Below are 19,691 nucleotides of genomic sequence, written 5' to 3' on the forward strand. Positions count from 1 at the left end.
ATTGCGTGGCGCGCTCGCGCCACACCTGAATGGAACTTGAATGCAGATGCGTATCGGATTCATAGGAACGGGTGCAATCACGAAGGCCGTCGTGACCGGGCTGCTGCGCTCGGGCATGCCAATTGAACGGATCACGCTTTCTCCGCGCGGTGAACAAACGGCTGCCGAACTGGCGGTACTCGACGAACGGATCCGCATAGGCGCGAACAATCAGGACGTGCTCGATGCGTCGGACATCGTGTGTCTCGCCGTCATACCGCAAATCGCCGCCGATGTACTCAGCGAGTTGAAGTTCGATTCGCGCCATCACGTGATCAGCTTCGTCGCTGCAATGTCGGTCGACAAGATAGCGAGCCTCGTTCGTCCCGCCGCGAAGGTCGTGCGGACGATTCCGCTGCCCGCCGTTGCAGATGGCAAGGGCAGCACGGCAATCTGCCCGCCGGATGCGATCGCGAAAGCGCTGTTCTGCGCTATGGGAGAGGCCGTCGAAGTCGAAGACGAGCAGAAGTTCAACGCGATATCCGCCGTTACGGCGACCATGGCGAGCTTCTATGCGGTGCTGGAAAGTCAGGCGGCCTGGCTCGTTCGGCAAGGCATTCCGTATGAGGACGCAAGGGCGTTCCTGTCCGGCTATTGCGTCGGCCTGGCCCACGAGACGACGCGTACGACGCAATCGTTCTTGTCGCTGGCCGAGCACTGCATGACGCCCGGCGGCCTCAACGCGCAATTGCACGCCGAGCTAACGGAGCGCGGCAACTATGCGCACTATGAAGTGGCGCTCGACAGGGTCTTGAAACGGGTTGTCGGCGGAAAGTAAACCAGGGGAAATAAATAAGACCCTTATTATGGAACACCTCACTTGCCACCGGGCAAACGGACTCGCAAACTATTCTCATCCGAATCCCTTTACGGTTCGTGGCGCGGTTCATCACGTCATGCGGGCACCCGTTTAAAGAGCGCAAGCCATGTTAAAGAAGCAGCTATTCGCAGACAGACTCCTCGCCCAGATGCCGTCGCTCCGGGCGCTCCGATGCTTCGTGACAGCGGCGCGATACGAGAGCTTCACTCAGGCGGCGGAGGTGCTATGCGTGACGCAGGCCGCAATCAGCAGACAAATCAAGGAGCTTGAAGACTCGCTCGATGTCGCGCTGTTCGAGCGCACCGGGCGGCATATCGCGCTGACCGATGCCGGACGCATTCTGTACAACGCGTCGTATCTCTCCATCATGAATATCGCCGAAGCGGCGGAGGCCGTGCGTCGCACGGACCGGCAGGCGTTGACCATTTGCGTCTCGCATACGTTCTCGGCGCTCTGGTTATCGCAGCGCCTGCCGGCGTTTCGCGCGCGCTTTCCCGATATCCGGCTGCATGTGATGGTCACCGAGCACTTCATGGAGTTGGACGAACTCATGGAGCCCGACATCATCATCACGAAGAATCCGCCTCGCGAGCCCGAATACGAGGTCGAGCCACTGTTTCATGATGTCGTTTATCCGGTTTGCAGCCCGACGTTTTACGACAGCCATTTTCGCGGCAAGAAACTCAAGCCGCTCGACCTGCTTGCACAACCCACGTTGAATCTCTCGTTGCTCGGGCGAGCCCAGGTCTGCGAACACGTGGATTGGCGCGTGTGGCGCAACTGGTTTCAGCAGGGCGACGGCACGGACATACTGACTGACAACAGGCATCTGGAGAGCAACGACTATCGGCTGCTCGTCGCGCAGGCGGAAGCCGGCGAAGGGACGCTGCTTGGCTGGCATCATCTTCTGCATCTTCAGGTCGAACAAGGACGCCTGATACGGCCGGTTCCAGATGCGCTCGTCTTTAGAGACCGCTATCACTATTTGATTACGCATCGGAATGCGCGGCCTCGCACCGAGTATCTGCAGTTCCGAAACTGGCTCAGCGAAGAAGCCGGTGCAATGATGCACGACTGGCTCGACGCCGGCGTTGCGGTCACGGGCTAAGGCGGTCCCCATGGTTCAGCACACGATTGACGGCGAAGGCACGGCCGCGAGGCGGCTGCGTTTCGGGATCGTGCTATTGCCCAACTTCACGTTGACCGCCTTCTCAGGCTTCGTCGACCTGCTGAGGCTCGCGAGCGACGAAGGCGACATGAGCCGCCCGGTGCGGTGCTCGTGGACCATTGTCGGAGAGAATCTCGTTCCGGTTCGCGCCAGTTGCGGAATCCAGATCACGCCGTGGACAACTTTCGATGAGGCCGAGGCGTTCGACTATGTCGTGATCGTAGGCGGACTGCTGCACTCCGGGCCGCCAGCCAGCGACGCGACAATCGCCTTCATTCGCGCCATGGCCGAAACACCGGCCACGCTCGTGGGACTCTGCACGGGTGCGTTCGCGCTCGCACGGGCCGGCGTGATGCACGGATATCGAATTTGTGTGAGCTGGTTCCACTACTGGGATTTCGTCGAGCGTTTTCCGCAGGTCGATGAGCGTGACCTCGTTGCCGACCGGCTCTTTGTGATCGACAGAAGGCGCATTACGTGTTCTGGTGGCCGTGCGTCGATCGACGTTGCCGCGGCGATTCTGTTGCGCCATGTCGAGGCCACGATCGTGCGCAAAGCGCTGCGCATTCTGCTCGTGGACGACGCGCAAAAGGGCAACGCGCCGCAACCGCATCCTCCGGGCCTCGAGCCCGCCACGCATCCCAAGGTCAGGCGCGCAATTCTGCTCATGGAGCAGCACGTCGGCCAGCCGCTGAGTCTGCCGGACCTGGCGCATCGGCTCGATGTTTCGGTTCGCCAGCTTGAACGTCTTTTCACTACGGAAACGGGCAAATCTCCGGGTGCGTACGCAAGGCAGATTCGCATACGCATGGCGTCGTGGCTGCTGACGAGTTCGGACCGCACCGTTGCGGATATCGCTTCGTCGTGCGGTTTTTCCGATGCCTCACATCTCGGCCGCGAGTTCCGCAAGGAGTTTGGCGAGTCGCCCAACGAATATCGCACGACGCGGCTGCCGAGTGCCCATGAGGCGCTACTGGGCTTGCCAGAGCCGGATGCGCCGTTGCCTGATGTAGCGCGGCTCTGAACGCCGCGCGCCACCAGTCACAACCAGTCGGTCTCGAATGCGCAACCGGTCAAGGAAGCGCAGCCGTTTTCGGTGAGCACGACTTGCTGTTCGAGCTTGACGCCCTGCGTACCGCCTTCTGCGCCGATATAGCTTTCGACGCACACCGTCATGCCCACTTCGAAGCGGCCGTCGTAGCCCGCGCTGTCCCAATCGACCTGGTGGGCAATCGAAGGGTATTCATCGACCATGCCGATGCCGTGGGCAAGGCAACAGTACCGGTTCTTGACGAACTGATCCGGAATCTTCCACGCTTTTTCCGAGAACTCGTGAAACGTCATGCCTGGCCGCAGAAGGTCCATATTGAAGTGGACCTGTGCATACGCATACTCATAGAGCTTGCGCTGCTCGTCCGAAGGGCGCCCGTCTCCAACGAGCCACGTGCGGGAGATGTCCGAGCAGTAGCCGTTCGGTCCCACCATATCCGTGTCGAAGGCAAGAAGATCGCCTTTCTGCAGAACGCGCGAAGAACACTCGTGCATCCAGGGGTTCGTGCGGTCGCCGGAGGCAAGAAGCCGGGTCTCGATCCACTCGCCGCCATGCCGGATATTCTCGTAATGCAGATTCGCCCACAGGTCGTTTTCGGTCATGCCCGGGCGCAACTCGCGTTTCATGCGCTCGATGCCCAGCTCGCACGTGCGCAGCGATTCACCGATCAACACGAGTTCGCTGGACGACTTGATCAACCGTGCCGTCTCCATCAAGGCCTGACCGTCGAGCAGCGAGATGCCGTGCTTTGCCAGGCAGGCAGCGCCGAAGGGATCGAGCCGGTCCACGGCCAGCACGGTCTCGCCAGGTGCGTGCTTGCGCAATACGTCGACGATCTCGGCACCCCATTCCTGCGCGCGGCGCTCCGCTTCGTGGCCCGCGTTGAAGAATGTCCAGCTCAGTGCGCCGCGCAATTCCACATCGAGGTCCAGGCCGTCCCAGACATGCTCGCTGCTGTGAAACTCCCAGGCGACGACGCGGCCGTCTGCGAACACCATGATGTATCGCGCGGGATTGCGGCCGGCCCATACCTGCATGTTGGACGTGTCGGTCGCGTAGCGAATGTTCACCGGGTCGTACAGCAGGATGGCGGGCACGTTATGTTTGCGCAATTGCTCCTGCACGCGCGCGAGCCGCCAGGCCCGGACATCCCGCAAGATTGTGTCTTTGCTGGTCGGCTCGATCGTGCTACGTGCCTCATCGAAAAGCGGGGCGCTCGTCATCCTCTTTCTCCTGGAATGGCTTTTATGTTGTGTGCGTCGAATATGTGCGGCTGATCAAAGCTCCAACACCAGGTCCGACGTCGGCCGGCTGCAACAGAGCAGACGGAATCCTTTCTGAACTTCTCGCTCGCGAATGCCGCCGTTGTGCTTCATGTCGACTGTGCCTTCGAGCACCTTGGTCTTGCATGTGCCGCATACGCCCTGGCTGCACGACGACGGAATGGCGACGCCTGCCTTTCTCGCAGCCGAGAGCACGGTTTCGGAAGCGCTCATCGCGAATGCCTTCGATGAGCGTGCGAGCTTCACGGTGAATGTGTCGTGAGTTGCAGTGTTATCCGGGGCCGCGGGTTCAGCGGCGACGCCCGCGCCGATATCGAAGCTTTCCTGGTGGTATCGCGCTGGGTCGTGCCCGCCCTCGCGAAGCAGTTCGCACATGGCGTTCATGTAGCCCGCAGGACCACACGTGAAGACTTCGCGCTCGGCATAATCCGGCACCCATTGGGAAAGAAGCTGCAGACTGAGCCGGCCGGTCGGCCCCGACCAGCCTTCATCGCCAGCGCTTTCGCAGACAAAATGAGTACGAAGACGCGGAGCAAGCTCAACGAGGCGCTGCAACTCATTGCGGAAAATGACGTCCGCGGGCGTTCGCGCGCTATGCACGAATACGACGTCGCGGTTGAGACCGAGGTCGATGCTTGCGCGCGTCATGGACATCAACGGCGTCACGCCCGAGCCTGCAGACAAATAAAGCGACTTCGCGGCTGGCGCCGCGGTGGGCGTGAAACTGCCCGAAGGGCCATAGGCACGCAACAGGGTGCCCGGCTTCATATGCTCGTGAAGCCAGTTCGACATCACGCCGCCTGGCACGCGCTTGACGGTAATGGACACCAGCCAGGGACGCGTGGGTGGCGAGGAGATCGTGTAACACCGCTCGACCGCTTGTCCCTGCACGATTGCCGACACCGTCATGAATTGACCGGGTTCAAAACGAACGGGAAGTCCATCACCCACGCGGAATTCAAAGCTCTTGACGTCGTGCGTCTCGTCAACCACACGACAGCACGTGAGCGTGCGCTGCTCGCTACTTGCCCAGAGGTGGCCGCCACGTTCCCATGTGCTCGCGTTTGAAAACGAATCCTCTACTTCTGGCGCCGGGGAAAACATGCTTTCCATCGAATTCATAGCATCAAATCGGTTAGGACGCCGTGCGGTTTCAACGGGCTGTTCGCCAGCGTGTGAACTGCTCAACGTGCATTTCGGATATCGCGAAGGCGGCGCGGCGTAGCGCGGCTGCGTGGGCGTCTTTCTGATTGTCGTCTGCGGTGTTGGACTGCCTTCACTGTGCGTCGAGTATTGGTGTGCGGGGAATACAGCGTCAATGCGCTTTATTTTCCCGGTCGCATTACATTGGGTTATGCGTAGGATGCGGTGCCGGCTTGCTTACGGTATTTGATCTGGCGCGCATAAAATTCGCGCCGGCAAATCTTCAGTCGTATTAGTGACTTCCCGGAGCCGACACATTGTCGTCTTGCTTTATACAATTTGTAGACTCACAATGGATTCAACAGGAGAGCACATGAAGTCGAACATCGTTGAAATCGACCGGGAGGAAACTCCGTCGCTGGATCGCAAGACCGCCTTGGGGCAGACCCTTCGGCAACGCATTCTCAGCATGGAGTTGGCACCGGGAGCGACGCTGGATGAAGTGGCACTGGCCGAAGAGTTCGGGCTCTCGCGTCCTCCCGTTCGCGAGTTGATGCGGCAAATGGCGGCCGAGGGCTATATCGAACTCGAGGCGAATCGCGCAGCGCGCGTGGCCTCCATGAACTACGACTCTCTGCGCAGCTATTTTCTTGCCGCCCCGTTGATTTACGTTGCGACGACCAAACTCGCTGCCGCGCAGGCGACGCAGGCGGACATCGACGTTCTGAAACGCATCCAGGAACGTTTTCGTGCAGCGGTGGAGGGCACCACGGTCGATGAGCGTGTACTCGAGAACGACCAGTTCCACCTCGCAATCGGCAAGATGGCCCGCAATGCGTACCTGCTGCCAAGCTTGTGCCGTTTGCTCATTGACCACGCAAGGCTCGGCAAGACGTTCTATCAGCCGAGCAACGAGAAAATGGAAGCCGAACTCGCGATCGCGGTGCAGCAGCATGAAGACATCATCGATGCCATTCAACGCCGCGATGTCGAGGCTGCCGGGGAAGTCGTGCTCGCACACGTCAATCTGGCGCGGCGAAACATGGCGGCCTACGTTGCGCCGGAGGGCGTGAGCGTACCTTTCGAGTTTTAGCGCACCGAATCGGATACGCGGTTCGGTGTTTCACGGATATTCGCGCCACTGAGAGACTGACATGACAGACTTGCTGTCCAGCAATACGTATCAAAAGATTGCTCGTGAAATGAAACTGCCGGTCCAGGCGATCATAGACGGCAAGGCCTGCGGGGCTGCATCAGGCGAAACCTTCGTGACGTTCAATCCGGCGACGGGCGAGCGTCTGGCCGACCTTCCGGCGTGCTCGCAGCAGGACGTCGACATGGCCGCCGCCAGCGCGCGAGCTGCATTCGCCGATGGCCGCTGGTGCAAGTTGCATCCAGCCGCCAGAAAGCAGGCGATCCTCAAGCTCGCTGATCTCGTCGAAGCGCACGCACTCGAGCTTGCCGTAATGGAGAGCCTCGATAGCGGCAAGACGATATTCGATTGCCAGACGGTCGACATTCCCGAAACGATCAACGTGCTGCGCTGGCATGCCGAAGCGATCGACAAGATCTACGACCAGGTTTCGCCGGCTTCGGATAGCCATATCGCCATGATCGTGCGCGAGCCGGTCGGCGTGGTCGGTCTCGTGTTGCCGTGGAATTTTCCGCTTCTCATGCTGGCGTGGAAAATCGGCCCTGCGCTTGCGGCAGGCTGTTCGCTCGTCGTGAAGCCCGCCGAGGAAACCTCGCTCACGACCCTGCGTATCGCCGAACTCGCGCTCGAGGCAGGCATTCCTGCTGGCGTTTTCAACGTCGTTACCGGCAGTGGGCCTGCGGTGGGTGAGCCGATCGGCCGCCATCGCGACATCGACATGGTGTCGTTCACCGGTTCGACCGAAACGGGGCGACGCTTCCTCACCTATTCGGCTGAAAGCAATCTCAAGGAAATCGTGCTCGAAATGGGGGGCAAGAATCCCTGCATCGTGATGTCCGACGCAACGGATCTGGATGCGGTGGCAGGCCATATCGTGAATGGCGCGTTCTGGAACATGGGCGAAAACTGTTCGGCCATTTCGCGGCTCATCGTTCATCGCGATATCAAGGCGACGCTGCTCGACAAGATCACGACGCTCGCCGAAGAATGGCGCGTTGGCGATCCGCTCGATCCCGCGCATCGGATCGGGCCGTTGGTTTCGCAACAGCATTACGAGAAAGTAGCGTCCTATCTCACCGGCGACGTGCACGTGCTCTATGGCGGGAAAACGAGCGAAGGGCGCTACGTCCACCCGACTATCATCGATGTCGAGAGCAACGACGTAAAGCATGCCCGCGAAGAGATCTTCGGTCCGATTCTCTCGGTCATCACGGTGGACAGCCTGCAGGAAGCCATCGACATTGCAAACGACACCGACTATGGCCTTGCGGCTTCGGTCTTCGCCGGCAACGGCAAGCGCGCGATGCGTGCGGCCCGGGCGATTCGGGCGGGCACCGTCACGGTGAACTCGTTTGGCGAAGGGGACATCACGACACCCTTTGGCGGCTTCAAGCAGTCGGGTTTCGGCGGACGCGACAATTCTCTCGCCGCCCATGATCAGTACACCAAATTGAAAACGATCTGGCTAGACCTGAACGACAACGAAACGGACGACGAGTAAAGACATGAGCAATTTTTCCTTCACTGGCATCAATCTGGCAATTAGCACTCCTTTCAATGACGATGGCAAAGTGGACTACGCGAGGCTGGAAAAGCTGATCGAGCGCTACCTGGCGGCGGGCGTTCGAGGCTTCGTCCTGAGTTCGGGAACGGGCATGCACGTCTACCTCTCGCAGGAGGAGTCGAAGGAACTCGTGGCATTCGGCGCGAAAGTCATCAATGGCCGCGCAAACATCATCGCCCAGACGTCGGCGTTGCTCGTCGAGGATGTCGTCGAGCGCACCCGTCATGCCGCGGACTGCGGTGCGGGAGCGGTCATGGTGCTGCCGCCGTTCTTCGAAGGACCGGCGGACGATGATGGAGTTTTCGAGTTCTATGCTTCGGTCGCGCGTGCTGGCCTGCCCATTATCGGCTACAACGTACCGCAGGCCGTTGGCGTGGAAATCACGCCCTCGCTCCTGCGCCGGCTGTGCGAAATTCCCGAATTCCTCGCCGTGAAAGACAGCAGCGGCGATCTGTCGAAACAAGCGGCGTTAGTCCGTACCGGACTGCCTGTGATGAATGGCGCGGACCCGCTCGTGCCCTATGCGATGTATGCCGGCGTGAGCGGCCTGATCTGGGGCGGCGCGAATTTCGCACCGAAGACGTGCGTCGAACTGGTCGCCGCGGCGCAAGAACGTCGATGGGACGACGCTCGCGAGATCTGGCGCGTGCTGGAACCCGCCATGTCGCTGATCTGGCAGGGCGACTATGTGCAGTCCGTTTATGCAGCGTCGGCAATGACGGGCTATGGCGCGGGGAATCCGCGTCGCCCCTTGTCGCGCCTTTCGGCTGCGAAGAGCGATGTCCTGCGCTCGGCGATCGGCGAACTGGTCGAGCGCGAACGGCTCGCGCACTAACGAACTGGACGAAAAATCATGTTCGTAGCGAGCAAACTCCCGCAGCAACTCGACCAGTCGGGCTGGGTCGCTATGCTGCCCACGAGGACACCTCGTCCTTCGCTGAACCGCACGGTAAACGCCGACATTGCCATTATCGGCGGCGGATTCGCTGGGCTTTCGGCGGCAAGGCGTCTGTCGCAACTCGATCCCGCACTGAAGGTCGTGATCCTGGAGGCCGGGGAAATTGCCGAGGGCGCCACGGGGCGCAACTCGGGCTTCATCATCGACTTGCCTCACGAAGTCTCGTCCGAAGACTACGGTGGGACAGATAGCGACGAGCGGCGGCACGACATCAAGATTCATCGCATGGCGATTGCGCTTGCGCGCGAACTGGCGGTTGAAAAGGGCTGGGGCAAAGACATATTCGATCCGTGCGGCAAGTACAACGTCGCGATGGGTCCGCAGGGCGACAAGCATGTCGCGTCCTACGCGAAGCAACTGGACAGCGTGAAGGAAGATTACCGTTTGCTCGATTCAGACGAGATCAGTGCAGTAACCGGAACACGCTCCTTCACCTCGGCGATTTTCACGCCAGGCACCGTGATCATCCAGCCCGCCGCGTATATTAGGGGCCTGGCCGATTCTTTTAGCGGCTCGGTCAAGCTCTTCGAGCATACCCCTGCATTGTCTTTCGACCGGCAAGGTGCATCGTGGCGCATCAAGACACCCAACGGCGCCGTGAGTGCGGGGAAGATCATCCTCGCGAATAACGGGCACGCGCAGAGTTTCGGTCTTTTCCGCGGCGTGCTGCTGCACGTCTACACGTACGCCTCGATGACGGAGGCCTTCGACCCCACTCGGCTCGGCGGCCAGCGCTCATGGGGCGCAACGCCTGCCTTCCCGATGGGAACGACGGTACGCCGAGTGCGTGGCGAACAGAGCGAAGGCGACCGCATTCTGATCCGCTCGCGCTACACGTACAACCCGCGAATGCAAGTGAGCGACGGGGCGATCACGCGCGCCGGCCGCATACACGATCGCAAGTTCGAGGCGCGCTTTCCGATGCTCAAGGGGCTGCAAATGCAGTACCGATGGGCAGGCGCCATGGCGCTCACGTGGAACGGGGTTCCGGCATTTGGGGAAGTCGAGCCCGGAATCTTCGCGGCGATTGCATGCAATGGCGTTGGCGCCACGAAAGCCACTGCTTCGGGTATCGCTGCTGCCGAGGCAGCGCTCGGCATGGATTCATGGCTCGTGCAGGTCTTCCGGGGCTTCGCGACACCGAAGTCCCTTCCGCCGCAACCGTTCCTGACGATTGGCGCCACGGCGAATCTGAGCGTCAAGGAATGGTCCGCGGGCATGGAGTAGGGCACAGGAGAGAAGGAGGAGCAAATGGACTGGATAACCAAGTTTCCACATATGCAGGATGACGTACTCCTGCACGTGAAGCGTTCAATCGACGATGGCTTTCGGGCCTTCACAGCCGCGTACGGCGACCCAATCGATGCAGCGTTCGATCCGCTGCAACGTTTCCTGGTCGCGGCAGAGCATTTCATGACGCGCACGCCGTGGCCCGTCATCATGCTGCTCGTACTCGCCGTCGCGTGGGTCGCGAGCCGCAACTGGAAAATCGTTGCAGGGTGTCTCGTCACGCTCGCAGCGATCGGCTATCTCGACATGTGGGAAGACACGATGCGCACCGTATCGATGATCTTCGTCTGCACGGTGCTGTCCATCGTCATCGGGCTGCCCATCGGCATTCTGATGGCGAAATCGGACCGCGTCCGCAAGCTGGTCGATCCGGTGCTGGACGTGATGCAAACCATGCCGAGCTTCGTCTATCTGATTCCGGTGGTGATGCTGCTGGGTATCGGGCGCGTGCCCGGCCTGATCGCCGTCGTGATCTACGCGATCCCGCCAATGATTCGCTTGACCAATCTTGGCATTCGCCTCGTCGACAAGGACATTCTTGAAGCTGCCGACGCATTTGGCTCTTCGGGCTGGCAGCGGCTTCTGAAAGTTCAGTTGCCGCTCGCACTACCGACCATCATGGCAGGCGTCAATCAAACCATCATGATGGCGCTGGCGATGGTAGTCGTGGCCGCGATGATCGGCGTTCAAGGTCTCGGGCAGCCCGTTCTCAAGGCCATTGCGAACCAGTATTTCACGCTCGGCATCTTCAACGGCCTCGCGATCGTGGGCATCGCGGTCATCTTCGACCGTGTGAGCCAGGCATATGGAAAGCGGCTCCAAAAGCATCAGGAGGTCGTCCATGGATAACATCAACGCCGGCGGTATCGAGATCCGCAATCTGTACAAAATCTTCGGGCCTAAAGGCGCGTCGTACGTCGAGGCGGTGAAGAGCGGCCTCTGCAAGGCCGATCTGCTCACACAAACCGGCCACGTGCTTGGCCTGCGCAATATCAATCTGGATATTCCCGCGGGATCCATTCAGGTGATCATGGGGCTTTCTGGTTCGGGCAAGTCGACACTCATCCGGCACATCAATCGCTTGATCGATCCCACGGCCGGCGAGGTGCTGATCGGCGGCGTCGACGTGTGCAAGATGAGGCAAAAGGACTTGCGCGAGTTTCGCCGGCGACAAACTGCCATGGTCTTTCAGAAGTTTGCGCTGCTCCCGCATCGCAACGTGCTCGACAACGTCATCTACGGCCTCGAAATCTGCGGCGTCGCGCGAAAAGGGTCCGTCGAGACGGCGATGCGATGGATCGAGCGTGTGGGCCTCAAAGGATTCGAGCAGCGCTATCCGAACCAGTTGTCTGGCGGGATGCAGCAACGCGTGGGCCTGGCGCGCGCGCTGGCCATGGACGCACCCGTGCTTCTGATGGACGAAGCCTACTCGGCGCTCGACCCGCTCATCCGCATGGATATGCAAACGGTGCTGCTGGACCTTCAGAAGGAAATCCGCAAGACGATTGTTTTCATTACGCACGATCTCGACGAAGCGCTTCGGCTGGGCGATCAGATTGCCATTCTGCGCGACGGGAACATCGTCCAGCAGGGCACGAAGCAGGACATCGTCATGCGCCCGGCTGACGAATATGTGACGAACTTCGTGAAGCAGGTGAATCGCGGCCGCGTGGTGTGCGTCGAGGCGGTCATGTCGCCATTGCGCTCGGGCGTCACGGTAGTCGGCGAACAGGTAGCGGTTGGCACGACGATTGACGATGCGATTTCGATCCTGACGCATGACGCGCGCCTCGATCAATTGACCGTAGTCGGAGCGGGAAATCAGGCGCTTGGCACCGTGAATCTCCGTCAATTGGCGTGCGCGCTGACCACGCCGGACGAGGCGCCGGACATGGGTCACGTGCCGGCCAATGCACGCGCGTTCGTGGAGCGGCCCGCAGCCGTTTCCCGCGCATAAGCAACACGTCAACTCTGGAATGGAAAACCATGTTTAACCGAGTCGAACACACGCTTGAAGCGGTCGACCCCGACTTGCTCAAGGCAATCAAGCAGGAAAACCGCCGCCAGGAAGAGCACATCGAGCTCATCGCGTCGGAAAACTACACCTCGCCCGCGGTCATGGCCGCGCAGGGTTCGCAGCTCACCAACAAGTACGCCGAAGGCTACCCTGGTAAGCGCTATTACGGCGGCTGCGAATACGTGGATATCGTCGAGCAGCTCGCGATCGACCGCGTGAAGCAGCTGTTCGGCGCCGAAGCCGCGAACGTTCAGCCGAACTCCGGTTCGCAGGCCAACCAGGGCGTGTTCTTCGCCGTGCTCAAGCCGGGCGACACGATCATGGGCATGAGCCTCGCCGAAGGCGGTCACCTCACTCACGGCATGGCGCTCAACATGAGCGGCAAGTGGTTCAACGTCGTGAGCTATGGCCTCGACGCCAACGAGGACATCGATTACGAAGCCCTCGAAAAGCGCGCGCACGAAACCAAACCGAAGCTGATCATCGCGGGCGCGTCGGCATTCGCGCTGCGTATCGACTTCGAGCGCATCGCCAAGGTTGCGAAGGCCGTCGGTGCGTACTTCATGGTCGACATGGCGCACTACGCCGGCCTGATCGCCGCGGGCGTCTACCCGAACCCGGTGCCGCACGCCGACTTCGTCACCACGACCACGCACAAGAGCCTGCGCGGCCCGCGCGGCGGCGCGATCCTGATGAAGGCGGAGTTCGAGAAGCAGATCAACTCGGCCATCTTCCCGGGCATCCAGGGCGGTCCGCTCATGCACGTGATCGCGGGCAAGGCCGTGGCGTTCAAGGAAGCGCTTTCGCCGGAGTTCAAGACCTACCAGCAGCACGTGGTCGAAAACGCGCGCGTGCTGGCCGAAACGCTGGTCAAGCGCGGTCTGCGCATCGTCTCGGGCCGCACGGAAAGCCATGTGATGCTGGTGGACCTGCGAGCCAAGAACATCACCGGCAAGGCGGCTGAGGCCGTGCTGGGCGCCGCGCACATCACGGTGAACAAGAACGCGATTCCGAACGATCCGGAAAAGCCGTTCGTGACGAGCGGTATTCGCCTCGGTTCGCCGGCGATGACGACGCGCGGCTTTGGCGTGAAGGAAGCCGAGCAGGTGGGCAACCTGATTGCCGACGTGCTCGACAATCCGGAAGACGCGGCCACGATCGAGCGCGCGCGTGCGCAGGTCGCCGAGCTGACGAAGCGTTTCCCGGTTTACCTCTAAGGCATCGTGGTTGCACGCGTGGATGTTAGTCACCGTAAGAAATAGTTAGATATCCGATATAAATTGGAAGATGGACGGCGCTCATGCCGACGCGTACCGGATAAAGTCCGGCAACTCTTTAGGGAACTGCAATGAAACTGAACTTTCCAGTAACGCTTGTGGCAGTCGGCATGTTCTGCGGCATCTCGCAAGCGAATGCCGCTGGTTGCGCAGGCGTAACGATCGCCAGCATGAACTGGCAAAGCGCCGAACTCGAATCCGCAGTGGACAAGGTGATCCTGCAGGAGGGCTACGACTGTCAAGTGAATATGGTCATAGGAGACACGGTTCCGACGATCACTTCCATGGTCGACAAGGGTAAGCCCGACATCGTTTCGGAAGGCGCCATCGCCTTGCTGCCCGCAATCGTGCAGCGAGGGCTCGACGAAAAGAAGATCGTCAAGGGGGCGAAGACCATTCAGGAAGGCGCGGTCTATGGGTGGTACATACCCAAGTATGTTGCAGATGCGCACCCCGAAATCAAAACGATTCCCGATGCTCTGAAACACCCGGAGCTTTTCCCGGATCCGGAGAATCCCGGCAAAGGCGCGATCTATAACGGCCCGCAGGGTTGGGGCATGACGGTCAACACCGCGCAACTGTTCAAGGCGTACAACGCCGCCAGCGACGGGTTCCGGGTCATCGACACGGGCTCTGCTGCCGGACTGGATGGGTCGATTGCCAAGGCTTACGAACGCAAGCAGGGGTGGTTGGGCGTGTACTGGTCGCCGACCTCACTTCTTGGCAAGTACAAGATGGTGAAGCTCGAAGCCGGCGTTCCTGTCGACGAGGCCGAATGGAAGCGGTGCACGACAGTAGCAAGCTGCCCTGACCCGAAGCCGACGGCATGGCCGGTTGGGCAGTTGTACACGTTGGTGGCGAAGCCGTTCGCCGACCACGCGAGCCCGGAAGTCATGAAGTATCTCGACACGCGCACCTTCAAGACCGCCGATCTTCAGGCAATCATGGTGTGGATGACCGACAACCAGGCCACCGGCGAGGACGGCGCGAAACGCTTCCTCAAAGAGAAGCAGGATGTCTGGACAAAGTGGGTCACGCCGGCCGCGGCCGAGAAAATCAAGGCATCGCTGTAAAGCCGTTCGCGAGCGACAGGATCTCACGATGAAAACTACGGTGGAGCGTGCGAAGGGCTATCGGCGGCTCATTCCTTCGCTCACGGCGCTTGTCGAATTCGAAGCGGTCGCGCGCCTGAGAAGTTTCACGCATGCGGCCTCGGAGCTCGGTGTGACGCAGGCCGCCGTGAGCCGGCAGATCAGGCTGCTCGAGGAGTTGCTCGGCGTGCGCTTGCTGGACAGGCTGCACCGCACGACTTTGCCCACCAGCGAGGGCGAGGCGTTGTACGCAGTCGTCTCGGAAGCGATGGGGAAGATCGCGGGCATGTTCGACCGCCTCTCGACCGGCGTCGAGGGCAACGAGGAACTTGTGCTCGCAACGACCGCTGCGTTCTCGCATTTCCGTTTGATGCCCAGTCTTGCGCGACTGAGACGCCTGCAACCGAAACTGCGTCTTCGCCTCACCACGACGATGTTCACAGGCGACCTTCGTCACAACGAAGTCGATGCCGAGGTGCGCTGGGGCAACGGAAAATGGAGCGATGGGACCTCGTATCTGTTGTTCGATGAGTACGTTTTTCCAGTGTGTTCGCCTGCGTGGAAAGACGAGTACGGCGTGCCGGAATCGATCGATGAGTTGGCGAACATGCCGCTCATTGCTGACGACCCAACGTCGGAGGGCTGGCTAACCTGGGCGGAATGGTTCAGGGCGATTGGCGCGCAGCCAGCCAGACTCAATTATGGCGTGCGCACCTGTCTTTACACGGATGCCATTCAGGCAGCACGGTTGGGGCAGGGCGTCGCGCTTGGTTGGGGAAGGCTGCTCCACGAGCATCTGGCATCCGGCGAGCTTGTCCGCCTCACGAACGCTTCGCTGCCGCTGCGCGACGCCTATTACCTGGTCGTCCCTCACGGGCGAACTGTCACGCCGACCATTCAAACGCTCATGGAGTTGCTGAGAAGCGCTGCGGGAGGCACGTCGTCGTGCGCAGGTAGTAAGGATGACGTGAGATCCGAAAACAGAGAAACACAATCCATAATCTGAAGTTATGCGTGCGCGAAAATAAAGCGCATTGACGCTGTTTTTTGGCACTTCAATACTGCCATTCAAGCGGAAACATTCGAAATCCCGCAATCCCCATCAACGTTGGAGAGAGGCAATGTCTGAAGTTCAGTTGAAGACCCTTGGCGAGCTGATCCGCAGCCGTGAGCAAGGGTGCGGATTGCCCGGCGAGGTTTTCATCCGGCAGGATGTATTTGAAACCGACGTTGATGTTTTCTTCCAGAAGCATTGGATTCTGGTCGGCGTGACGGCTGACATTCCAGAGCCGGGCGACGTTTCCGTCGTCGATATCGGCAAGGCATCGGTCATTCTCGTGCGGGACGACGACGAAGACATTCGCGCCTTCCGCAACGTATGCCGTCACCGTGGCGCGCGCTTGAAGGACGCAGGGAAGTCGACGGTCGGCAAGCTCGTTTGTCCCTACCATCAGTGGACGTATGACCTCGACGGAAGCCTGTGCCATACGAAGCACATGGGTAAGCATTTCGACGCGACGTGCCGCAACTTGCTGCCGGTGCATGTCAGAGTGGTCGCGACTCACGTGTTCATCTGTCTCGCTGACGAACCGCCCGCCGATATCGCGAGGCTTGAAGCGACCATGACGCCGCGTTTTGCCCCGTACGATTTGCGCAACACGAAGATCGCACACGAAGCCGAAATCATCGAAAACGGCAACTGGAAACTCGTCATGGAAAACAACCGCGAGTGCTATCACTGCGAAGCGGGGCACCCGGAGCTGACGGTCTCCTTTCTGCCGGAGGACTTCGGTTTCAGCACCGACGAAATGACTGAGGAATCACTGCGCGCGCTCGACGACTACCACGAGCGCAATGCCGCCAGCCAGGCGGGTTGGGAGAAAGACGGCTTGCTGTGCTCGCCGGTGGAGGAACTGGATGGCGACGTGGCCACGCAGTTCCGCACGCAACGCCTCGTCATTGCCGGGTGCGGCGAATCGCAGACCATGGACACGAAGGTGGCGTGCCGGAAACTGCTGGGCGTTTCGTCACGGCGCGACCTGGGCGATACGCACATGTGGACCCACAACTCATGGACCCACGTGATGAGCGACCACGCCATGATCTCGTACATCATTCCGCTCTCCCCGGAAAAGACGCTGGTGCGCACGAAGTGGCTCGTCCACGCCGATGCCGTCGAAGGCGTGGATTACGACGTCAACAAGCTGACCGAAGTCTGGGTCGCCACCAACGCGCAGGACGCCAGTCTCGTCGCGATCAATCACCGGGGCGCGCAAGACCCCGGCTACATTCCCGGGCCGTATTCGCCGTTCACGGAAACCTATGTCGACCAGTTCGTTGGCTGGTACGCGTCGCGTTTAAAGGCGCACGGAATCTGAAGCGCCGAAAGGTGGCGCAGTCAGGTGCGGATGGCCCGAATTCCCGGGCTATCCGCAATTGTTCATGAAGCGCGGCGGCGCGCATACTTGACCGGCGTGCGCGGTTCAAGACCGCGCGCGCTTCGGGCATAACACTCTATAGTCGAGATACGCGCTCAAAGGGCGCGCCGGTGTGGATGGCGCACCCCAGGCGGCGCCCATTCAGGACATCACCATGTCAAAGGCTTTCTCGCAGACCGCTGCTACGCCCGACGTTTCCGCGGCCGCGCTGTCCAGCAAACAACGCCGGTTCATCGTGAAGCTCACCGGCGTGATTTCCGGCGGCATGTTTATCGATGGCTTGATTCTGGGCTGCATCGGCATCGTCATGCCGGCCATCACGCAGGACCTGCAGCTCTCGCTGACGTGGCAGGGTTTGATTGGGGCGTCTGCGCTCATCGGAATCTTCATCGGCGGCCCGCTGGGCGGATGGCTGGCCGACAAGGTGGGCCGCCGGCCGATGTTCACCGTGGACCTCGCCGTGTTTCTCGTGGGCTCCGCTGCGCAGTTCTTCGTGACCGAGGCGTGGCAACTCTTCGTTGTCCGCGTGTTGATGGGCGTGGCGATCGGCGCCGACTATTCGATCGGCTGGCCGTTGCTCGCCGAATTCGCACCGGCGCGCATGCGCGGCAAGCTGCTCGCCATGATCGAAGTGGTCTGGTATGTCGGCTACCTCGTTTCCTATGCGGTTGGCTGGGGCCTGACCGTCTCCGCTACGGCGGGCTGGCACGTCATCCTCGGCCTGAGTACGGTGCCGTCCGCCATCGTCTTTCTCCTGCGGCTGGGTACGCCCGAGTCGCCGCGCTGGCTCATGAGCAAGGGACGCGTGACCGAGGCCAACGCGCTCGCTGCGCAATACATGGGGTACGAAGAACAGCGCGATCTGCAAACGCCCGCGTCGAAGGAAAAGCTCGGTTTTCGCAGCCTCTTTTCGCCGGGCTACCTCAAAACGACGGTCTTCGTTTCCGTGTTTTGGGTCTGCAATGTGACGCCGTACTTTGCGATTGGTGCATTCGCGCCAATCGTACTCGAGAAGCTCGGGCTCAAGGAGGGATTGACCGGCGGTCTGGTGCTGAACGCATTCGCCGTACTGGGGACGATCGTCGCCGTGGCGTTTATCGAGCGGGTGGGGCGCCGCAAGCTGGCAATTCCGCCGTTCTTTATTTCCACGATTGCGCTGACGTGTGTCGCGGTGTTCGCGCACGTTTCGTCCGCGATCATCCTCGTCTCGTTCTTCACATTCTCGTTGTTCAACGCCGTTTCCACGGCGCTGACGGGCGTGTATCCCGGTGAAGTGTTTCCGACCGAAATCCGTGGCGTGGCTGTTGGCTTCGCGACCGCCGTTTCCCGCGTGGGCGCCGCGATGGGGACCTTCCTGTTGCCGGTGGCTATCGCTTCGCTTGGAATTGGCGCAGCGCTTTTGATTGCCGCAGCCATCAGCCTCGTCGGCGGAATCGTTTCTCTCGTATTGGCGCCGGAGACCAAGGGCAAATTGTTGAGCGAGGCGTCGGCACCTCGAGTATGAACAACGGGCCCGGCCGCTAAAACAAGCAGCCGGGCACCGTACGCGACGTCAAGCCAACGCTTTCGCGTGAAAGGCCATGTGTTCGCCGATAAAGCTGGCGATGAAGTAGTAGCTGTGGTCGTAGCCTTCGCGAATTTTGAGCTCCAGCGGTTGCCCTGCTTTTTCGCAGGCCGCCTGCAGCAGTTCCGGCCGTAGTTGCGTGTTCAGGAAGTCGTCGCCGCCGCCCTGGTCCACGAGTAGCGGCAACTTTTCGCTCGCGCTTTTGCCAGCATTAGCGACCAGCGCTACCGCGTCATACTGCTTCCACGTTTCGCGGTCATCGCCGAGATAGGCCGTGAGCGCCTTCTCGCCCCACGGCACCTGGCTCGGCGCGACGATTGGTGAGAACGCGGAAACGCTGCGATAACGGCCCGGATTGCGCAGCGCAACGACCAGCGCGCCGTGCCCGCCCATCGAATGCCCGCTGATCGAGCGCGCCTCGCTCGCCGCAAAACCGGCCTCGACGACGGCCGGCAACTCGGAAACCACGTAGTCGTACATACGGAAATGCTTCGCCCACGGCTCACGCGTGGCGTTCACGTAGAAGCCCGCGCCCTGGCCGAGATCGTAGTCGGGCGAATCGGCCACATCGCTGCCGCGCGGACTGGTGTCCGGCGCAACGACGATGATCCCGTGTTCCGCCGCGTAGCGTTGCACGCCCGCCTTGGTGATGAAGTTCTGCTCGGTGCAGGTCAGGCCCGAAAGCCAGTACAGCACGGGACATTTCTGCCCGCGCAACGCAGCCTCGGGCAGGTAGATGCCAAACTTCATTTCGCCGCCAACGGTGGAGGAGGCGTGCTTCCACACCTCCTGGCTGCCGCCGTGACTGACGTGTTTTTCAATGCGCTCCATAAGC

At 60.7% G+C, this 19,691-nt stretch carries 17 protein-coding genes; 14 read left to right on the top strand and 3 right to left on the bottom strand.

Translation table 11 applies throughout. The features are described from left to right. Positions 1-46: 46 nt before the first annotated feature. From VSR72_RS17945 to VSR72_RS17955, 3 genes are all read left to right on the top strand, one after another. On the top strand, positions 47-817 hold the full coding sequence (locus VSR72_RS17945; RefSeq protein ID WP_342953733.1) for a pyrroline-5-carboxylate reductase: 771 nt from the start codon (positions 47-49) through the stop codon (positions 815-817). 148 nt (positions 818-965) lie between these two features. After that, positions 966-1,967 (top strand): LysR substrate-binding domain-containing protein, encoded by a 1,002-nt coding sequence (locus VSR72_RS17950; protein WP_342953686.1) that lies wholly within the window; start codon positions 966-968, stop codon positions 1,965-1,967. A gap of 10 nt (positions 1,968-1,977) precedes the next feature. Beyond that, positions 1,978-3,051 (top strand): GlxA family transcriptional regulator, encoded by a 1,074-nt coding sequence (locus VSR72_RS17955; protein WP_342953687.1) that lies wholly within the window; start codon positions 1,978-1,980, stop codon positions 3,049-3,051. Positions 3,052-3,068: 17 nt separating this feature from the next. Here the strand turns inward: VSR72_RS17955 and VSR72_RS17960 are convergent, their stop codons facing one another. Then, the gene (locus tag VSR72_RS17960) at positions 3,069-4,301 is read right to left on the bottom strand and encodes a Xaa-Pro peptidase family protein (protein ID WP_342953688.1); all 1,233 of its coding nucleotides are present in this window, start codon (positions 4,299-4,301) and stop codon (positions 3,069-3,071) included. Positions 4,302-4,355: 54 nt separating this feature from the next. Further along, complete coding sequence (locus VSR72_RS17965) at positions 4,356-5,483, bottom strand: hybrid-cluster NAD(P)-dependent oxidoreductase (RefSeq protein ID WP_342953689.1); 1,128 nt, start codon at positions 5,481-5,483, stop codon at positions 4,356-4,358. Positions 5,484-5,877: 394 nt separating this feature from the next. Between VSR72_RS17965 and VSR72_RS17970 the strand changes: the two genes are divergently transcribed. The 11 genes from VSR72_RS17970 to VSR72_RS18020 all read left to right on the top strand — a co-directional run bounded on the left by VSR72_RS17970 (position 5,878) and on the right by VSR72_RS18020 (position 18,796). Further along, a complete protein-coding gene (locus VSR72_RS17970; RefSeq protein ID WP_342953690.1) occupies positions 5,878-6,597 on the top strand; it encodes a GntR family transcriptional regulator in 720 nt (239 codons plus the stop codon). A gap of 61 nt (positions 6,598-6,658) precedes the next feature. Then, complete coding sequence (locus VSR72_RS17975) at positions 6,659-8,158, top strand: aldehyde dehydrogenase (RefSeq protein ID WP_342953691.1); 1,500 nt, start codon at positions 6,659-6,661, stop codon at positions 8,156-8,158. Positions 8,159-8,162: 4 nt separating this feature from the next. Continuing rightward, on the top strand, positions 8,163-9,056 hold the full coding sequence (locus tag VSR72_RS17980; RefSeq protein WP_342953692.1) for a dihydrodipicolinate synthase family protein: 894 nt from the start codon (positions 8,163-8,165) through the stop codon (positions 9,054-9,056). 18 nt (positions 9,057-9,074) lie between these two features. Continuing rightward, entirely contained in the window at positions 9,075-10,406 is a 1,332-nt protein-coding gene (locus VSR72_RS17985; RefSeq protein WP_342953693.1) for an FAD-binding oxidoreductase, read from the top strand. A gap of 24 nt (positions 10,407-10,430) precedes the next feature. Further along, positions 10,431-11,318 carry a proline/glycine betaine ABC transporter permease gene (locus tag VSR72_RS17990; RefSeq protein WP_342953694.1) on the top strand — a complete coding sequence of 296 codons (888 nt, stop codon included), beginning with the start codon at positions 10,431-10,433 and terminating at the stop codon, positions 11,316-11,318. Next, the gene (locus VSR72_RS17995; RefSeq protein WP_342953695.1) at positions 11,311-12,426 is read left to right on the top strand and encodes a glycine betaine/L-proline ABC transporter ATP-binding protein; all 1,116 of its coding nucleotides are present in this window, start codon (positions 11,311-11,313) and stop codon (positions 12,424-12,426) included. The genes VSR72_RS17990 and VSR72_RS17995 overlap by 8 nt, the downstream gene beginning before the upstream one ends. A gap of 29 nt (positions 12,427-12,455) precedes the next feature. Next, positions 12,456-13,703: a serine hydroxymethyltransferase gene (glyA, locus tag VSR72_RS18000; RefSeq protein WP_342953696.1), complete on the top strand. Its 1,248-nt coding sequence runs from the start codon at positions 12,456-12,458 to the stop codon at positions 13,701-13,703. Positions 13,704-13,834: 131 nt separating this feature from the next. Next, the gene (locus VSR72_RS18005) at positions 13,835-14,836 is read left to right on the top strand and encodes a glycine betaine ABC transporter substrate-binding protein (protein ID WP_342953697.1); all 1,002 of its coding nucleotides are present in this window, start codon (positions 13,835-13,837) and stop codon (positions 14,834-14,836) included. Positions 14,837-14,864: 28 nt separating this feature from the next. Then, the gene (locus tag VSR72_RS18010; RefSeq protein WP_342953698.1) at positions 14,865-15,860 is read left to right on the top strand and encodes a LysR substrate-binding domain-containing protein; all 996 of its coding nucleotides are present in this window, start codon (positions 14,865-14,867) and stop codon (positions 15,858-15,860) included. Between the two features lie 115 nt (positions 15,861-15,975). Next, positions 15,976-17,232, top strand: a complete 1,257-nt coding sequence (locus VSR72_RS18015) for an aromatic ring-hydroxylating dioxygenase subunit alpha (protein ID WP_342953699.1) — start codon at positions 15,976-15,978, stop codon at positions 17,230-17,232. Between the two features lie 214 nt (positions 17,233-17,446). After that, on the top strand, positions 17,447-18,796 hold the full coding sequence (locus VSR72_RS18020) for an MFS transporter (protein WP_342953700.1): 1,350 nt from the start codon (positions 17,447-17,449) through the stop codon (positions 18,794-18,796). Positions 18,797-18,844: 48 nt separating this feature from the next. Here VSR72_RS18020 and fghA read toward each other — a convergent pair whose 3' ends face one another. Beyond that, positions 18,845-19,687 carry an S-formylglutathione hydrolase gene (fghA, locus tag VSR72_RS18025; protein WP_342953701.1) on the bottom strand — a complete coding sequence of 281 codons (843 nt, stop codon included), beginning with the start codon at positions 19,685-19,687 and terminating at the stop codon, positions 18,845-18,847. Between the last annotated feature and the right edge of the window lie 4 nt (positions 19,688-19,691).

It is taken from the genome of Paraburkholderia sp. JHI869, assembly GCF_038900775.1.
Taxonomy (GTDB): domain Bacteria; phylum Pseudomonadota; class Gammaproteobacteria; order Burkholderiales; family Burkholderiaceae; genus Paraburkholderia.

What these genes read in the sequence shown, in the direction of transcription:
- VSR72_RS17945 (WP_342953733.1), top strand. Translation starts at nt 47, where the DNA reads ATGCGTATCGGATTCATAGGAACGGGTGCAATCACGAAGGCCGTCGTG.
- VSR72_RS17950 (WP_342953686.1), top strand. Translation starts at nt 966, where the DNA reads ATGTTAAAGAAGCAGCTATTCGCAGACAGACTCCTCGCCCAGATGCCG.
- VSR72_RS17955 (WP_342953687.1), top strand. Translation starts at nt 1,978, where the DNA reads ATGGTTCAGCACACGATTGACGGCGAAGGCACGGCCGCGAGGCGGCTG.
- VSR72_RS17960 (WP_342953688.1), bottom strand. Translation starts at nt 4,301, where the DNA reads ATGACGAGCGCCCCGCTTTTCGATGAGGCACGTAGCACGATCGAGCCG.
- VSR72_RS17965 (WP_342953689.1), bottom strand. Translation starts at nt 5,483, where the DNA reads ATGAATTCGATGGAAAGCATGTTTTCCCCGGCGCCAGAAGTAGAGGAT.
- VSR72_RS17970 (WP_342953690.1), top strand. Translation starts at nt 5,878, where the DNA reads ATGAAGTCGAACATCGTTGAAATCGACCGGGAGGAAACTCCGTCGCTG.
- VSR72_RS17975 (WP_342953691.1), top strand. Translation starts at nt 6,659, where the DNA reads ATGACAGACTTGCTGTCCAGCAATACGTATCAAAAGATTGCTCGTGAA.
- VSR72_RS17980 (WP_342953692.1), top strand. Translation starts at nt 8,163, where the DNA reads ATGAGCAATTTTTCCTTCACTGGCATCAATCTGGCAATTAGCACTCCT.
- VSR72_RS17985 (WP_342953693.1), top strand. Translation starts at nt 9,075, where the DNA reads ATGTTCGTAGCGAGCAAACTCCCGCAGCAACTCGACCAGTCGGGCTGG.
- VSR72_RS17990 (WP_342953694.1), top strand. Translation starts at nt 10,431, where the DNA reads ATGGACTGGATAACCAAGTTTCCACATATGCAGGATGACGTACTCCTG.
- VSR72_RS17995 (WP_342953695.1), top strand. Translation starts at nt 11,311, where the DNA reads ATGGATAACATCAACGCCGGCGGTATCGAGATCCGCAATCTGTACAAA.
- glyA (WP_342953696.1), top strand. Translation starts at nt 12,456, where the DNA reads ATGTTTAACCGAGTCGAACACACGCTTGAAGCGGTCGACCCCGACTTG.
- VSR72_RS18005 (WP_342953697.1), top strand. Translation starts at nt 13,835, where the DNA reads ATGAAACTGAACTTTCCAGTAACGCTTGTGGCAGTCGGCATGTTCTGC.
- VSR72_RS18010 (WP_342953698.1), top strand. Translation starts at nt 14,865, where the DNA reads ATGAAAACTACGGTGGAGCGTGCGAAGGGCTATCGGCGGCTCATTCCT.
- VSR72_RS18015 (WP_342953699.1), top strand. Translation starts at nt 15,976, where the DNA reads ATGTCTGAAGTTCAGTTGAAGACCCTTGGCGAGCTGATCCGCAGCCGT.
- VSR72_RS18020 (WP_342953700.1), top strand. Translation starts at nt 17,447, where the DNA reads ATGTCAAAGGCTTTCTCGCAGACCGCTGCTACGCCCGACGTTTCCGCG.
- fghA (WP_342953701.1), bottom strand. Translation starts at nt 19,687, where the DNA reads ATGGAGCGCATTGAAAAACACGTCAGTCACGGCGGCAGCCAGGAGGTG.